Source organism: Psychrobacter lutiphocae DSM 21542 (assembly GCF_000382145.1).
In the GTDB taxonomy this organism is placed as follows: domain Bacteria; phylum Pseudomonadota; class Gammaproteobacteria; order Pseudomonadales; family Moraxellaceae; genus Psychrobacter; species Psychrobacter lutiphocae.
This window is the reverse complement of sequence record NZ_KB907631.1, coordinates 53,138-70,177: the sequence shown is the minus strand read 5'-3', so window position 1 is coordinate 70,177 and position 17,040 is coordinate 53,138. Positions and strand designations below refer to the sequence as shown.

The window sequence follows — 17,040 nt, the reverse complement described above, 5'->3', positions numbered from 1 at the left end:
AAATCAATTAACGCATATCAAATCGATTAATGGCGGAAATGACGCATACCAGTAAACACCATTGCTATACCATGCTCGTTGGCCGCTGCAATGGTTTCATCATCACGAATAGAGCCACCTGGCTGAATAATGGCCTTAATTCCGACTTCAGCAGCATTATCAATACCATCTCTAAAAGGGAAGAAGGCATCTGATGCCATGACAGCACCTTGGGTCATTAAGTTGGCATGCTCTGCTTTAATTGCTGCAATACGGGCTGAGTTAACACGACTCATTTGACCAGCACCAATACCGATGGTGCGCTTATCTTTAGCATAAACAATCGCATTGGATTTGACATATTTTGCGACAGTCCAGGTGAAGAGTAAGTCATCCATTTGTTCGGTAGTAGGTTGTAGATCAGTAACAACTTTAAGGTCGTCAATACCAATCAAGCCTAAGTCTTGGTTTTGAACCAGTAGTCCACCAGTGACACGTTTATAATCAAGCTGTGGTTTACGCTGCTGTGAATCTGGTAGCGTACCACAAGTTAATACACGTACGTTTTTCTTTTTTGCCGTCACGTCTAGTACGCCATCTTCCAAGCTTGGTGCAATAATAACTTCTGCAAACTGGGTATCAACAATAGCTTGCGCTGTTGTTACAGTTAATGGGCGATTAAAGGCGATGATACCACCAAAAGAAGATTCTGGATCTGTGCTAAAAGCGGTTTTATAGGCTTGGGTTTGGTCAGCATCAATTGCAACACCACAAGGGTTAGCATGTTTGACAATTACACAAGCTGACTCGCTAAAGGATTTGACACACTCTAGAGCTGCATCTGTATCAGCGATGTTGTTATATGATAGCTCTTTGCCTTGATGTTGCTGAGCGGTGGAGATGCTACCCTCATCTGAATTTGTGGTTTCCACATAAAATGCAGCTTTTTGATGTGGGTTTTCACCATAGCGTAAATCTTGTGCTTTTTGTAGCTGTACATTAAAAGTGCGTGAAAAGTCATCTGGCTGTTCAAAAGACTGTAAGCGGCTACCTAGGAAGTTGGCAATCATACCATCATATTGAGCAGTATGTTCAAAAGCTTTGACTGCAAGATCAAAACGGGTGGTCTGTGATAGGCTACCTGACTCTTTTAGCTCTTGTAAAATGCGGTCGTAATCTGTTGGGCTGGTGACAATCGCTACATGCTCATGGTTTTTGGCGGCTGAGCGAACCATGGTTGGACCACCGATATCGATGTTTTCAATGGCGTCTGCTTTAGTTACATCAGGTTTGGCAACAGTTTGGGCAAAGGGGTATAAGTTTACCACAACCAAGTCGATTGGGCGGATACCATGCTCGCTCATAACGGCGTCGTCTTGACCACGACGACCTAAAATACCGCCATGAATCTTTGGATGTAAAGTTTTCACACGACCATCCATCATTTCAGCGAAGCCAGTATAATCAGCCACTTCAGTGACAGCAATACCGTTTTCAGACAGTATGCGATAGGTGCCACCAGTAGATAAGAGGTCATATCCTGCATCAATCAGACCTTTAGCAAAGTCTTCAATATTTGATTTGTCAGATACAGAAATAAGAGCGTACGGCTTAAAAGACATAATTTTTCCCATTGTGTACGATAAGAAGAGGATTAGATGCAAAGATTAAGGTAAAAATAAAAGATAAATGAAAGGTGTTGAACTATTGTTGAGTTATTTTTGACTCAATATTCTTTATGCAACACCTTTATATAGTCAATACCCTTATAGTAGAGTAGTTGCTATTTAAAGCATTTTACAATGGCTACAAGCTATAATGGCTACAAGACAACTAAGTGCAATTACGACTAAAGTTGGCTTAGTGAAACACCACATTGATAGTCAATCACTTTAAACTAGCTACAAGGAGCAGACTCACTTAACATACTTTTTAGATAGTTTTCGCTTATCCATCTTGTAACACTTTAAGGATGATTGGCTGTTGTAGTCCACAGGCGATATTATAGCAGATGATGGCGCTTTGCTTATACAATTAGCTATTTTGATTAGCTCTTTTGATGATGGTGTCTAAGTTCTAAGTCCTTGTATTTTGCTATTTATAGTTACATTAAACCATAAAGCTGCATTTTTTTGCGTAAGGTACCTCGGTTTAGACCAAGAATAGTGGCTGCTTTTGATTGATTGCCCTCTGATTGCGCCAAAACGACTTCCAGCAATGGCTTTTCAACTTCTTGTAAAATAGTTTGATACAAGTTGATTGGTAATTCACCTTCAAGCTCAGCAAAATATTGCTCAACTGCCAACTGAACATGTTGGTGTAGTGGTGTATGCGATGTGGTAGTGACAGCTGGATCTGGTTGTCTAATGTTAGTGTTTGTAGTACGCATTAAGCTTTGGTCGCTATAACAGCTGTCAAGTCTAGGTGATTTGGGTAATGGATTACTCATACCGGTATCTTGTGGGTTGTGGGTGGTTAAGGGTTGTCGTTAAGTTAAGTTGGTAACACTGTCAATGTACCAGAGAGACGGTGCCAATGAGCATCATCCTCTTTATCATAACTGTGATGACCATCTAAACTAAACCAAGGGCTGTAAGCTTCTTTTACAGCTTCTAACTGTTCTGAAATTAAACCTGCTAAAACGATATTTCCTGCTGGTTTTAATAGGGTTGCCAAATAAGGGGCCAGATCCATTAGGGGCTTAGCTAAAATATTAGCGGTAATGAAGTCTGCTTGCGGAATATCACCAGCGCCATGAGCTTTTGCAAAGTCTTCAGGGAGATAGGCTTGTAAGCGATTCGCTACGGCATTACGCTCAGCGTTTTGCTTGGTAGCTAATACTGCTTGTGGGTCAATATCAACACTATATACTTGTTTTGCGCCTAATAATAAAGCCGCTATACCTAAGATACCTGAGCCACAGCCATAGTCGATTACTATCGCACCAGTTAAGTCTTGATCGGTTAACCAGTCTAAGCACAGACGTGTAGTAGCATGATAGCCAGTACCAAAGGCTAAGCCTGGATCCATCATGATATTAACTGCTTTAGGATTTGGTGGCGTCATCCATTTGGGTACAATCCATAAATTATTGGCACACTCAATGGGCATATAGTGCGACATCCATTCTCGCTCCCAGTCGGTATCAGCTAGGGCAGTAGTCCATACTCGATTGGCATTGACTTGGACAGCAATGGTTTGTGCCACAGTTTCAATATTTTGAGCTTTATTGGCATTAAATAAGCCAGTTAGGATGATCTCATCCCATAAAGGTGACTGGCCTGGAAGTGGTTCAAATAAAGGTTGATCACCGGCATCTTCCAGACTAATTGATAAAGCGCCTTCTTCTAATAATAGGCTCTCTGCCAGTTCAATGTCTTGTTTTGCACATTGTAGGTGTAGTTGTTGCCACTGCATAATAATCCTCAAATTAATCTACATTATCTAAAAGTTAATCAGTCACCTCTCTATTCTAGCTGGAATACAGCTTGGTTAATAGAGCTGTATGGAGGTGGAATGTATAGTCATAGCCAAACAAAAGAGTGACAGCGTCAACCTCGTTTAGCCTACGACAAGTACTTCTACTGGGTTACTTGGAACCTCAAGTTATTGATTTCAGCTTACAAGTTATTAACTTCAGCTTATAGGTAGGGACTTATAAAAATAGTTGGCGCTTAGCGAGCCAAAGCGGCTTTGGCCTCATTAATAACGCGTGTATTGCCTTGAGCCTGACCAGACATCAAGATAATTTGCCAAAGTGCTTTTTTTGTAGCTGTCGTTTGCGCAACTACTAGACCACGGCGTGCCATGGCTTCCGCTTTTAGTGGCTGATTTTGTTTTAATGCTATTTGACTGAGGTAGTAATAAACGGCCGATGATTGCGGCGCTATGCGCTGTGCTCGAGTAAAGGTGCTTTGGGCGGCGCTGAGCTGCCCTTGGCGCATTTGTGCCATACCAGTATTCATCAGTCGTTGAAAGGCAGGTATGTTGCTACCATCTTCAATACTTGAGGTGGTAGGGCTAGCTTGCTTACTATTTTGGCGGGCCTGCTCAAGTAGTATTTGTTGTGCTGTTTTGGTTTCAGGCACTGGCATTGGTGGGATGGAAGGCACAGGCTCTGTTTTTTGGGGTGTCGTAGTTGGTTTTGGCTTAACCGAAGGCTCTGACTTAACCGAAGGCTCTGGCCTTGTTGGTTTAGCGATTGTTGTCGCACCTTGCTCATAGATGCCTAGTTGCTGAGTAGTCGATTGTGAGGTGTCATGCTGTATTACGTCTGAAGGTGTATCACCGCGGCTGCTACTAGGTGTGCTGCTACTAGGCAGGTGGGATGTGGTTTGACAGCCTGTCAGTATCCCGACCATTAGTAAAGCAGTGCTAATAGGAGCAATGCTGATAGCTAGCTGGGGTGTTGTTTGATAGCGATGTATTCGAACAAAAAAGGGCATAAACATTCAGTCCGTAGCAGGTTTAGAATTTTCAATTAGTATGCAACAAGTGTAGTGATCTGTGTTTTTATACCTTTTCTGAAAAACCCCCATCTTTGTCAAACTCGCTAAACCTACTATTTGTAGCGTTTGAACTTGTTTTCCTCGATATTTTAATTTTCAGTTTTGGTATTAGCTAGCAACCATAAAAGATAGCTTATATTTAGAGATATCAGATATTCAAACTACTATCCCTAACTTAATGCGATGGACACACAGTTTAAAACCACTCTAGTGCTTTATTATACCAAGTTTCTGCGTTGTTGCCTTCATCTTCAAGTGGCTGGTTGGTTGAGTCTGTATCGACTGTTGCTGAGGCATCCTCATCTGCTGCTAAGCCATCAACTTGTGCCTCATTATCTAACTGACGGCTTTGGTCGAGTAAGGCTCTATGTTGATTTCTAAACCATTGCAGACGCTGGCGCTCTTGTTCTTGCTGATAAATAGCCAATGCACAGTCGCTGGCTTCTTCTGGTAAATATTTACTAAGTACAGGCAAATAACGGGCACCTTCACAGCTTTCATGTGATAGCTTGCCAGTACCGTTTTCTAGCCACAGCCACTCAACACTGTCAGGCTGTACCAGCTCAACTGGAGTTAAGTGCAGCCGGTTCATATAGTCTTTCCAAATAGGCAAAGCACCACTACCACCACTCAAGCCAATAGGTTTGTTATCATCACGACCCACCCAAACCACACTGACATAGTTGCCACTATAACCTGCAAACCAAGCATCTCGATAGTCATTTGTGGTGCCGGTTTTTCCTGCTAGATTTAGTTTTGATCCCAAAGATTTTAATGAGCTTGCTGTACCACTTCTGACGACTTCTTGTAGGGCATAATTGGTGACATAGTTAACATCAGGTGCGATACTACGTTTGGTATCTAATCCTGAGCGCTGTAAGATGTGACCTCGATTGTCAACCACAGAGCGGATACTAATCAGTGGCGTACGAAAGCCACCAGCAGCCATCACTTGATACATACCTAACATATCCATAGGGGTTAGCTCAATTGACCCCAAAAACAAAGATGGATAGGTAGGGATTTTTTCATTTATCCCAAGTCGCTGCATCTGGGCAATAAAAGGGGTAACCCCGTACTCAAGACCAGTATTAACCGCTGCCTGGTTATAAGACTTTGCCAGCGCAGTCATTAAGGGGACATAGCCATGATCGCGACCATCATAGTTTTTTGGACTCCAATTTGAGCCATCAGGTAAGTTTAAGGTCACAGGATTATCATTAACTTGGCTAGCCAAGTTGTATTTACCACTTTCAATAGCCATCATGTAAATAAAGGGCTTTAGTAATGAGCCAACTTGACGTTTGGCATCGACTGCACGGTTAAAACCTGTAAACTCACTACCACTACCGACCACAGCGACCAGCTCACCAGAGGCTGGATTGGCACTGACTAATGCCGCTTGTAGTGACTTAGTTTTACTACTGCGTTTGCGCAAACTGCCCAGCTGTCTATCAACCGCTGCATCAGCAGCCAGTTGTGCAATGGGATCCATCGTAGTAAAGACTTTTAGCCCTTCGTTTTTTAAATCTTCAGGATGATAATTGGCTTGTAGTTCACGCTTTACCACATCCATAAAGTCTGGAAATAAGCTTTTTCCTGTACTGGGCTTGGCGACAACATCAAGAGGCTGAGCGATGGCCTCTTCATAAGTGGCCTGATCTATTTTTCCTGTGGTCAGCATATTGGCCAATACAGTGTTACGCCTGGTTAAAGCCCGTTCTGGATTGCGGCGAGGATTGTAATAACTGGTACCTTTGGCCAGTCCTACTAGCATAGCTTGCTGATCAATGCGAAGCTCTTTTAATGGTTTGTTAAAATAAAACTGAGATGCCAAGCCAAAACCATTAATTGAGCGATTGCCATTTTGACCTAGGTTAATTTCATTTAAATAGGTTTGTAGGATTTCATTTTTATCATAATGTAGCTCAAGTAGTATCGCCATTACAGCTTCATTGGCTTTACGTTTGAAGGTACGATCTGAATTTAAAAAGAAGTTTTTTACCAACTGCTGGGTGATGGTTGAGCCGCCTTGCATTGAGCCACCTTGCAAGTTGTTATAAATGGCACGAGCGATGCCTTTTAGTGATACGCCTTTATGTTGATAAAAACTACGATCTTCGGTGGCAATCAGTGCATCAATTAATGGCTGTGGAATTTCTGCAATAGGCAAGACAATACGGTCTTCATTATTATCTGGATAAATACCACCTATGGTTGCTGGTTCAATACGTACTATGCCAGTAGCATTAGGCTGAGTGCTTTGGATACTGGTAATTTTTGAGTTTTCAATTTTGAGTTTGATGACTTGTTCTGGATCAACATCATTAGCGCTATAACGAAAGCCACGGGTGTGAATAATGTATTGCCCAGAAGACTTATTATACGTACCTGTACGGTCATAGTTGGAACTGGATTGATAATTTAACAGGTTTAGCCAAGTATCTAAGTTTTTTGTCGTCAGCGGTGCGCCTTGATATAATTCAAGGGGCTGTGAGTAAACTTTGGCAGGGATATTCCAGCGTTTACCTTCAAACTTCGTGGTAATGACTCTATCTTGCTTGATCAGATACATGGCTAAGATGAGCATGCCTACGATAATAATAATGAGCAAAATAAAGCTAAAAAATGACCGCCCCTGTTGCTGCTGTGGGCTGGGCAGATGGTTTGTGTGTAGGTTATTTGTGGTCACAGGTTTTAGCTTTATGTGTTTGGGTGTGTTATTTGATGGGTTGTGATGCACGATAGTTTTACCAACATAAAAAAAGACTCGATTATAATGACGTAAAACCACTTTATTTTCAATGTAATTGCCGTCATTGTCTGCCTATATAGTGCTAACACAGCTACTTTTCATTGCTTTTTCACATTTTGCTACCACAGTATTGATAAATGTGTAACATACGAGCAATGACGGTTGGCTGCCAAGACTAAGATGGCATTATTGAATCTACTATAACTGGTACAATAGGCTGAGCTTTATCCCTTAACTGTGTCACTGATTGTGAATAATATGATGACCCATTCCAAAGATAATACTAATTCACCTGCTTCTAATTTACCAAACTCATCTCAGCAACAAACTGCTACGAAGTCAGGTTACTCCTATTTACCAGAGGATCTTACCGACTTGGTATTACCACCAGAAGGGCATTGTTTTCACTGTGCTGAGCCCGTTCCAGATCCACCTTTTCGAGCCTATGTGTTAGGTGAATCACGCTTAATGTGCTGTCTTGGCTGTCAGTTGGCAGCAGAGAGTATCGTCGAGGCTGGGTTAGAGCAATATTATTTAGACCGATCAGAGATCAACCGCACAGCCAGCTTGCCGACTCAATTAGAGCGGTTGCAGGCATATGATCATGAAGAGATTAAGTCACAATTTGTCTATGAGTCAGAGGGTAAATCGGTAGCGGAGCTGTCAGTGAATAACTTGCGCTGCGCAGCTTGTACCTGGTTGATTGAGTCTCGGTTATATGAGCTAGATGGGGTAGAAACCTGTCAGGTGAATTTAACGAATCAGCGTATGCGGGTCATTTGGGATGAAAATAAGTTGCCCATTAGCGATATTCTGGCCACTGTCAACCAAATAGGTTATGACGCGAAGCCGTATCGACAAGATACCCATGAAGCGATGCTAGCACGTCATAACAAAACCATGCTGATACGCTTAGGCATTGCTGCTTTGGGAGCAATGCAGGCCATGATGTTTGCAGTGGGTATGTACTTTGGTAACTACACAAGTTATAGCGGTATGTTGGTTGAGCAACGTGACTTTTTGCGCTGGGTATCGTTATTTGTCAGTGTGCCAGTATTTTTTTATTGTGCAGTGCCTTTTTTCACTTCTGCTTGGTCTGCGGTCAAAGTACGTCAGGTAAATATGGATGTGCCAGTCAGTATTGCCCTGATAGTGACTTTTTTTGCCAGCTTGTACGCTACTATTAGCGGTGGCGGAGAAACCTACTATGATTCGGTCAGCATGTTTGTGTTTTTCCTGTTGGCAGGACGCTATATTGAGCATAATGCGCGTTTAAAGGCGGCCAATATGGCAAATGACTTGGTAGTGGTTGAGCCGACCTTAGTGCAGCGTATTGATTTTGCACCACAATTCGTTGCTGATATTCAAGCCCTAGACAAGACTGATCATAAAGAAGACGTTGCCAATGTCCATGCTGCTTATGTTCATAGAGATGAAGCTGGACGACAACAGATAGATGATATTGAGTTGTTAGAGACAGATGCCGCCCCAATGGCCTTGAGCACTGAGCAATTGACGCAGTTAGCTCATTACGGTGATAAAATACATAATGTGCGTCGTCATAAACGAATTGATGATAAAAAACAGAAGTTAGCTTTGGCGAATAGCAGCTCTGACCAAGCCCAAAAACTTACACCAAATAGCGACATTGTCACCGCCCAATCACTAAATATAGGCGATGTCATTATGATTGAAGCGGGTAGTGAGGTTGTGGCTGATGGTATCTTGTGTAGCGAAACAGCGACTGTGTCACAAAGCCTATTAACTGGCGAAAGCTTGCTTATTGTCAAGCACAGAGGTGAACACATTATAGGTGGCTCACAAAATGACAGTCAGCCATTTATTATGATAGTTACTGCCTTGCCAGAAGATAGTCAAATTGCGTTGATTGATAGATTAATGAATCGGGCAATGAGTGAAAAGCCAAAAGTTGCTGAGCAAGCGGATAAGTGGGCACGCTGGTTTGTAGCACGTATTTTGGTGCTGTCGGTATTTGTGTTTATCGGTTGGTTCTTTGTAGATCCGTCACAAGCTTTATGGGCAACAGTTGCGGTATTGGTAGCCACCTGTCCTTGTGCCTTGTCACTAGCAACGCCGATCGCCTTGACGGTTTCAACCAACAGGCTGGCAAGTTATGGTTTTTTGACCACCCGTGGTCACACTATCCAGACGTTAGCAGAAATTACCCATGTAGCCTTTGATAAAACGGGAACTTTAACTTATGGTAAGCCCAATTTGCTCTATATAGATGCGATGACGAAGGGTAAGGACTCACCTTTAGCGGATAAAGATAACTTATTAGCAATAGCTGCCGCCTTAGAGGTAGGCAGCCGTCACCCAATAGCCACAGCGCTATTAGATGCGGCATATCAGTTGCATCTGCCAAAGGTCAGCGGCTTAGTACATCATACTGCAGGTGGTGTTGAGGCGGTAGTAGCTGATGAAGGAGATGGCTTCAAATATCGTTTGGGTCATATCGAGTTTGCACTTAATGGACAAGTACTTGATTTTGATTTAGAGCAGGCATTGAAGCAGCAGCAGGCCAGTACCGCAGTGATGTTGGCTCGCTGTGTCAATCCTAGTACGTATCATGAGGATGGCCTGCATAACACAAAATTGTCAAATTTGCCGCAACCCTTAGAACGCTGGGAACCAGTCGCATTGTACTACTTCAATGACAGTGTGCGTGAGGGGGCAGCACAAATGATTGCAAAGCTACAAGCGTTGCAGATACAGCCACTAATTTTGACAGGAGATCCGAGTAGTCACGCACATCTAGTCGCTGATCAGCTAGGTATCAATCAGGTGTATACTGGGCTATCACCGAAAGATAAGGTGAATCATATTAAGCAGCTACAACAGCAAGGCCATGTGGTGATGATGGTTGGTGATGGCATTAATGATGCCCCTGTATTGGCAGCAGCTAATATATCTACTGCCATTGCAGGCGCAGCTGATTTGGCGCAAGTGTCTAGTGATAGTGTAATTTTAAATGGTACGATCTCTGCTGTATATGATGCCAAGCGTGTGGCTGACAAAGCACATAAGATTATCAAGCAAAACATACACTGGGCAATTAGCTACAATTCTTTGGTATTGTTGCCTGCAGCGTTTGGCTATGTACCACCATGGCTTGCTGCTATTGGAATGTCATTAAGCTCATTTGTGGTAGTAGTAAATGCGCTGCGATTGCAGCGGGCTTAGCTATCTTATTTTTATTAGGACTTACGCATAGTTGACACTCCCAGCTATTTTGTTTAGCTGGTTTATGTTTTTGATGCGTAGCTTGAGTGTTTTCATAGGGTTAGTGTGTCAAACTTATACCAAATCTGAAAATTAAGATATCGAGGAAAAAGAGTGCAAACGCTACAAGTAGTAGGTTTAGCGAGTTTGACAAAGATAGGTTATTTTTCAGAAAAGGTATTACTGTTTGGCTGCAAGTATAGTTGTAGTCAGATAAATAAGTTACAAGGCAATCGAGTGCAGTGCCACTGAGGTAGGCTAAACGAGGTTAACGCTGTAACTCTTTAATATGGCTGTGACTATAATTATGCGATAGTCTTGTTGCCTTATATCCACAGCCTAAAGTCGGTGGTTTTACGGCAACGCTGGATAAAAAAATATACGGTAAAAAACTGACATCTAAAACAAATGACTAATCACTGGTGCTTTAAATCCAAAAACACGTTACCTTAATCAAATATGCTGGGCTAAAGCCACAGCCTTGCTACCCACACCCTACGCTAAGCGTTGAGTGTGAGGTTAAAAGTAGAAATGTTTATAAGTTAAGTAAGGTGTTTATAAGTTAAGTAGAAAGCAAAAAGGTCGGTGCAGTTTGCAACGACCTTTTAATGACTTATTAATAAGGTTATGGCTGTCATTACTTGCAAAAAGCTTTAGTCTTGGAAATGGCTTAATAGACGCATAAACTCAAAGTACATCCAAACTAAGGTTGCCAAAATACCTACACCAAATACCCATTCATATTCTTCCGATATACCAGCAGCAACGCCACGCTCAACATTATCAAAGTCTAATAATAGACTAAATGAGGCAATAACCACAACAAATAAGCTAAAGCCAATAGCAACTAAGCCACCACTTTGAAACAAAAATGGTAAGCTTGAGCCAAATAAAACGAAGCCCCATTGCGCCAGATAAATAAGCATAATAGCAATAATTGCTGACATCATAATTGAACGAAACTTCTCATTTACTTTAATTAAGCCTGAGCGGTATAAGCCAAGCATAACGGCGGCAGTAACGAAAGTTGCCGCTAAAGCATTAACCGGAATAGTGGGATCAATGGCAGCAAACATAAGAGAAACGCCACCTAAGAATATACCTTCTAAAATAGCATATGGGGCAGCCAGTGCTTTTGCTTTTTGAGGTTTAAAGGTGATAAAAAGACCCAAACCAAAGGCTGCAAACATACTGCCAAAGGTGATCATCTGTGCCATACCAAAGCTCATACCACCACTAACAATATAGAAGAAAAAGCCGATGGCAGCTAGCGCACTTAAGCCAAGTAAAAAGCTGGTTTTATGTACCACGCCTTGGACGGTCATTGCTTTACCGCCAAGGGTAAATTCGGCACGACTGACAATAGGATTTGCCATGATAAATATTCCTTGATGTATTTATAACGATGTATTTATAACTTGAGGTCTATGTAATAACTTGAGGTCTATATAATTAGTTTAAGACGTATTTTATCGATAGATGATAAGCACAATTATCGATAATCATAACTTAGTTAAGTAGATGTAGTAAAGCATTTTTTTATTCTTTTGTCTGTGGCGGCACCTATTGTTTTTAGAACCCTTTACTTGAACTATGCAAAAGTGGTGAGGTATATCAAATAACGTATATTATAATTAGGCTAATGCAGTTATGCATAGAATGTGATACGCTTACGGCTGTATTGATAGCTTTTTTGTTAATTTTATTTTCTAAATTTATTGTTTAATTGAACCGTTAATGACTCATTTATTGAAGCTTAAGCCTATGGAAAGCTCTGCGCAGTCTGTTAAGTTGCCTGATCTATCTAATTCACCTCATTTTCATTCAATCAAAAACCCAGCTTTTCGCCGTATTGGAGTCATGGGTCGTGCACGCAGGCGTGGAGTGATTACTACAATCCACGAGATTGGTCGCAGAATTAATGAGATGGGACTGAACTTATATATCGACTCTGAAACCGCTAGTTTACCTGAATTAGATCTAGCCAAGCTCAATCAGTTACAGATAGTAAAGCGAAGCTTATTGGGTGAGATATGTGACTTAGTGATAGTGGTTGGCGGTGATGGCTCTATTTTGCACGCTGCCCAAGCATTGGCACGCTATCGAGTCCCAGTATTGGGGGTGAACCGCGGACGTTTAGGTTTTTTAACAGATGTTAACCCTGATGAGGTAGGCGTCAAACTACGACAAGTATTGATGGGGGATTATCAATTAGATTTACGCTTTTTATTAGCAATGGAAGTGCGTGAGGGTCGCAAAATTGTGCATCAGGATATGGCATTAAATGATGTGGTGCTGCACGCTGGTAAGTCGGTGCATATGATTGATTTTCAGTTGACCATTGATGGACTTGATGTATATCGTCAGCATAGTGATGGTTTGATTGTTGCAACACCGACAGGCTCTACCGCTTACGCCCTATCTGGAGGTGGACCTATTATTCATCCAAGTTTGGATGCTATATGTTTGGTGCCTATGCATCCACACACCTTGTCTAGTCGTCCAATTGTGGTTAGTGATCAAAGTGAGATTATGATACATATCCATCGAGATAATAGAACGCAGCCTATGGTTAGTGCCGATGGTAAGCCAAGTATTGCTATCGAGCAGGGGCAACGTTTGTATATCAATAAGCATCCAGATAAATTAACTTTATTGCACCCACCTGGATTTGACTTTTACAAAGCTTGTCGAACTAAACTTAATTGGAATGTGCATGCTGAAGAGTTTGGTCTGGATAGCGATGATGAGGATTAACTGGATAGGGATGATAAAGATTAAATAGTTGTTTATTTTATTGTTAACTGAGGTGTTGTATGAATAAAGAGGATGTATTGGCGGCAATGACGCCAGAGTTGGTTGAGTCATTTCGGGTAGCGATTGAAATTGGTAAATGGCCAGATGGTCGCCGTTTATCCGATGAGCAACGTGAAACTTGTATGCAAGCAGTGATGATTTGGGAACATGAAAATCTGCCACCTGAAGAACGTATCGGTTATATTCATAAGCCAGTAAAAAAAGACGGCACTGTGGTTGGTTCAGAGTGTGAGGTTGAGCATGATAAGCATTATCCAAACTTGCCTAATCCAAGCGGTGATATTCAGCCAGTTAAGTTCCGTGAGCATTAAAGTCAGTTATAGTCACAGCCACATTAAAGAGTTACAGCGTTAACCTCGTTTAGCCTACTTCAGTAGTATTTGCACTCGGTTGCCTTGTAATTCATTTACCTGACTTCAACTATATTATACCTTTTCTGAAAAATAACCTATCTTTGTCAAACTCGCTAAACCTACTACTTGTAGCGTTTGCACTCGTTTTCCTCGATAGCTTAATTTTTAGATTTGGTATTATTATCAGCGTATGTTTGGCTTAGCTTAAAAGCATAAGACGTAAAAAAAAGACCAATCTTAGATTGGTCTTTTTTATTTGCACGAATTTAACTATTTAAAACTAACTGCCTATTAAAAATAACTGCCTATTAAAAATAACTGCCTATTAAAACTAACTGCCTATTAAAACTAACTGCCTATTAAAACTAACTGCCTATTAAAACTAACTGCCTATTAAAACTAACTGCTTATTAAAACTAACTGCTTATTAAAACTAACTGCTTATTAAAACTAACTGCTTATTAGAGCTAACTGCTTATTAGTTAGAGCTAACAGTCTAGACTTAACTCGTTCGATTTAAATAGTCAGGCTTAAGTGATTAGATGTTTTTTACATCAACACTTGGGCGTGGAGTTAATGGATTTTTTTCCATTAAAAACGCTTTCCAGCCCCAATGCAAAAAGTTACGGATATTGGCATGATCTGTGCCATTTGGCGTTGCTAATACTGAGTGATAATGCTCACCAAATAATGCTAAGGTATCTAGTTGATTAAGCTTATGGAGTTTAGCAAAACCAAATACTTTGGCACTGCCTTCATTAACACCAGGCGGGTTGACCTCCTCACCATTGACAAATTTGACCGGTGTATAACGGTAAAAATCATCAATGAAATTAATCACATCACTAAAGCTGATGGCTTTTTTGTCTAGCCCGTTTAATAGTGCAGACACGTCAGAATCTCGGATACTCATAATGCCCTCATTATCAAATGTAATATTAAAATTAATAGGATAGTTGCTTGTGTTTGCCTTTATTTGTAGTGGCAATGACGCTATTGGCAGGTGTTACCCTGCCACAGCAATCTATCTATTAAAAAAGTCATCATCATCAAATGAAGCAGGGAAGTTGCCTTGCTCTAAGTGTTGCATTTGTGACTGCATTGCACGTTCATGTTGAATGCGTTGATAAATTTCTTCACGGTGAACAGCAATGTCTTTTGGTGCATTTACCCCAATACGTACTTGATTGCCTTTAACGCCCAGTACGGTTACGCTGACTTCATCACCAATCATTAAAGTTTCGCCAACACGGCGGGTTAAAATTAGCATGCGTCACACTCCTTATGTCGCAAAAAAGAAAAATGGCTAAGGCCAAAAAATAAGATATTCATAACGTTGCCCATTAAGTTTGCCCTGTAAAAGAGGCGACCTTTTTATATAGTGTCATGCCAAATTAAAATGAGTTACGCTTATTTGTTTTAGCAAAGTGTAACGTTAGTCAAATAAATATAGGTATTAACACTAGTATGTGATGTCTTTGCCCTAAGTGATTTGCGGTTACTACTTACCTGCCAACCTGTTTAACATGCCAACTTGTTTAACATGCCAACCTGTTTTAAGGTTACTAGTAGAGTGCGCACTTAAAAACACATCAGTATAGGCCACAATTGAACAGAGTATTATAAGGTTTAAACGCCACTGTGTCATTAATATTCAATATTCTTAACAAAATTAACAAACAAATGCCCACTAACTATGGTAGTGAGCGTTTGTTGAATTTAACGTTTAAGTCTTTGTGGTCTTGGGTTTATTGAACATTCGCCACAGGTACTCAATAGCAGTTTAGATTTAAAAGTAGTCTAAATTTGAAGGAAAATTTTATTTTTCCGCACCTAGTTTTAATACAAAAAATAGGCTAAATCTTTCCTACGAAGACGACGGTTCAACAGACCCTAATAAGATCTAAATAAAGGATTATAAGCCAGCAACTTTGCTTTCGCCATCAGTTCTGTCTAGACCAAAGGCGGTGTGCAATGATTTGACTGCTTTTTCTAAATGCTGTTCTTTGATTAATACCGAAATTTTAATTTCACTGGTAGAGATCATTTGGATATTGATATTATTTTCAGCTAACACCTGAAACATTTTGCTAGCAACACCAGCATGTGAGCGCATACCGACACCGACCAAAGAGACTTTGACCACATCAGTATTGCCATGAATTTCTTTGGCATTGATGTCTAGCTTGACCTCCTCAAGAATACTGATGGCTTTATCAAAGTCTGGACGGTTGACAGTAAAACTAAAATCGGTCAAGCCTTGGTCTGATAGGTTTTGTAAGATCATATCAATTTCAACATTGGCATTACTAATCGGTGTCAAAATTGATGAGGCAACTCCAGGGTGATCAGGAACACCACGTACTACTATTTTTGCTTCGTCTCTGTTAAATGCGATGCCTGAAATGACCGGCTGTTCCATGTCGTCTCCTTCGTCTACTGTAATAAGTGTGCCAACGGTTTGGCGGAATTCTTCATCAAAGCTGCCATCAAGGCCTTCATCAAAGCTTGATAACACTCTTAACGGTACTTGGTATTTGCCTGCAAATTCAACGGCACGAATTTGCAATACCTTTGAACCAAGACTTGCCATCTCTAGCATTTCTTCAAAAGTAATTTTGTCGAGTTTGCGTGCTTTTGCAGTCACGCGTGGGTCTGTGGTATAGACGCCATCGACATCGGTATAAATTTGGCATTCATCGGCATTTAATGCAGCCGCCAAAGCCACACCTGTTGTATCAGAACCACCACGCCCCAAGGTAGTAATATTGCCTTTGTTATCAATACCTTGGAAGCCTGCAACCACCACTACATTGCCAGTATCAAGCTGAGTTTTAATATTTTGATCATCAATGGCTTCGATACGTGCCTTATTGTGGTTACTGTCGGTCTTAATCGCCACTTGACCACCAGTAAATGAGCGTGCACCAACGCCTAGCTCTTTTAGCGCCATTGACAATAATGAGATCGATACTTGCTCACCAGTTGAGACCATTTGGTCATATTCACGTGGATCTGGTGTGCTGCTGATTTGTTTAGCTAAGTCAATTAAACGGTTTGTTTCTCCGCTCATGGCTGATACGACAACGATGACCTGATGCCCATGGTCATGCCAGCGTTTAACCCGCTTTGCAACATTTTTGATACGATCGATACTGCCCATCGACGTACCGCCATATTTTTGTACAATCAATGCCATGTGAAACCCTTTATCTGAAAAGTTTGGTTTTCACCATTATCTCTACTATTATCTATCGAATACTCATCTGTCTATCGAGTACCCATCAAAATAATAATAAAAAACGGTAATCTTTTATGTAAATTGGTATTTGTCACAAATAAATTAAAAAATAAAAAAACAAAAAGTAAATAAAATAACAAAATG

The 17,040-nt window shown here is 41.0% G+C and carries 12 protein-coding genes and 1 pseudogene; 3 read left to right on the top strand and 10 right to left on the bottom strand.

The window, feature by feature from the left end:
* Positions 1–26: 26 nt before the first annotated feature.
* The 5 genes from purH to mrcB all read right to left on the bottom strand — a co-directional run bounded on the left by purH (position 27) and on the right by mrcB (position 7,281).
* Positions 27–1,601, bottom strand: a complete 1,575-nt coding sequence (purH, locus tag H140_RS0105450; protein ID WP_019672652.1) for a bifunctional phosphoribosylaminoimidazolecarboxamide formyltransferase/IMP cyclohydrolase — start codon at positions 1,599–1,601, stop codon at positions 27–29.
* Between the two features lie 482 nt (positions 1,602–2,083).
* Positions 2,084–2,347, bottom strand: coding sequence for a helix-turn-helix domain-containing protein (locus H140_RS0105445; protein ID WP_051086866.1), 264 nt, complete (start codon positions 2,345–2,347; stop codon positions 2,084–2,086).
* A 125-nt stretch (positions 2,348–2,472) separates the two neighbouring features.
* Positions 2,473–3,396 carry a 50S ribosomal protein L11 methyltransferase gene (prmA, locus tag H140_RS0105440; protein WP_019672650.1) on the bottom strand — a complete coding sequence of 308 codons (924 nt, stop codon included), beginning with the start codon at positions 3,394–3,396 and terminating at the stop codon, positions 2,473–2,475.
* A 257-nt stretch (positions 3,397–3,653) separates the two neighbouring features.
* Positions 3,654–4,424: a tetratricopeptide repeat protein gene (locus tag H140_RS0105435; protein ID WP_167320787.1), complete on the bottom strand. Its 771-nt coding sequence runs from the start codon at positions 4,422–4,424 to the stop codon at positions 3,654–3,656.
* A gap of 259 nt (positions 4,425–4,683) precedes the next feature.
* Complete coding sequence (gene mrcB, locus H140_RS0105430) at positions 4,684–7,281, bottom strand: penicillin-binding protein 1B (RefSeq protein WP_019672648.1); 2,598 nt, start codon at positions 7,279–7,281, stop codon at positions 4,684–4,686.
* 219 nt (positions 7,282–7,500) lie between these two features.
* Here mrcB and H140_RS0105425 point away from each other — a divergent pair, with 219 nt between their 5' ends.
* The gene (locus tag H140_RS0105425) at positions 7,501–10,446 is read left to right on the top strand and encodes a heavy metal translocating P-type ATPase (protein ID WP_019672647.1); all 2,946 of its coding nucleotides are present in this window, start codon (positions 7,501–7,503) and stop codon (positions 10,444–10,446) included.
* Between the two features lie 24 nt (positions 10,447–10,470).
* Here the strand turns inward: H140_RS0105425 and H140_RS16485 are convergent.
* A pseudogene (locus H140_RS16485) lies at positions 10,471–10,542 on the bottom strand (transposase); the annotation flags it as partial.
* 596 nt (positions 10,543–11,138) lie between these two features.
* The gene (locus tag H140_RS0105420; protein ID WP_019672646.1) at positions 11,139–11,861 is read right to left on the bottom strand and encodes a Bax inhibitor-1/YccA family protein; all 723 of its coding nucleotides are present in this window, start codon (positions 11,859–11,861) and stop codon (positions 11,139–11,141) included.
* 361 nt (positions 11,862–12,222) lie between these two features.
* Between H140_RS0105420 and H140_RS0105415 the strand changes: the two genes are divergently transcribed.
* On the top strand, positions 12,223–13,242 hold the full coding sequence (locus H140_RS0105415; protein WP_019672645.1) for an NAD(+) kinase: 1,020 nt from the start codon (positions 12,223–12,225) through the stop codon (positions 13,240–13,242).
* Positions 13,243–13,301: 59 nt separating this feature from the next.
* Positions 13,302–13,613 carry a YeaC family protein gene (locus H140_RS0105410; protein WP_019672644.1) on the top strand — a complete coding sequence of 104 codons (312 nt, stop codon included), beginning with the start codon at positions 13,302–13,304 and terminating at the stop codon, positions 13,611–13,613.
* Between the two features lie 580 nt (positions 13,614–14,193).
* Here H140_RS0105410 and H140_RS0105405 read toward each other — a convergent pair.
* From H140_RS0105405 to H140_RS0105395, 3 genes are all read right to left on the bottom strand, one after another.
* On the bottom strand, positions 14,194–14,568 hold the full coding sequence (locus tag H140_RS0105405; RefSeq protein WP_019672643.1) for a HopJ type III effector protein: 375 nt from the start codon (positions 14,566–14,568) through the stop codon (positions 14,194–14,196).
* Between the two features lie 111 nt (positions 14,569–14,679).
* On the bottom strand, positions 14,680–14,925 hold the full coding sequence (gene csrA, locus H140_RS0105400) for a carbon storage regulator CsrA (protein WP_019672642.1): 246 nt from the start codon (positions 14,923–14,925) through the stop codon (positions 14,680–14,682).
* 645 nt (positions 14,926–15,570) lie between these two features.
* Complete coding sequence (locus H140_RS0105395) at positions 15,571–16,854, bottom strand: aspartate kinase (protein ID WP_019672641.1); 1,284 nt, start codon at positions 16,852–16,854, stop codon at positions 15,571–15,573.
* Positions 16,855–17,040: the final 186 nt, after the last annotated feature.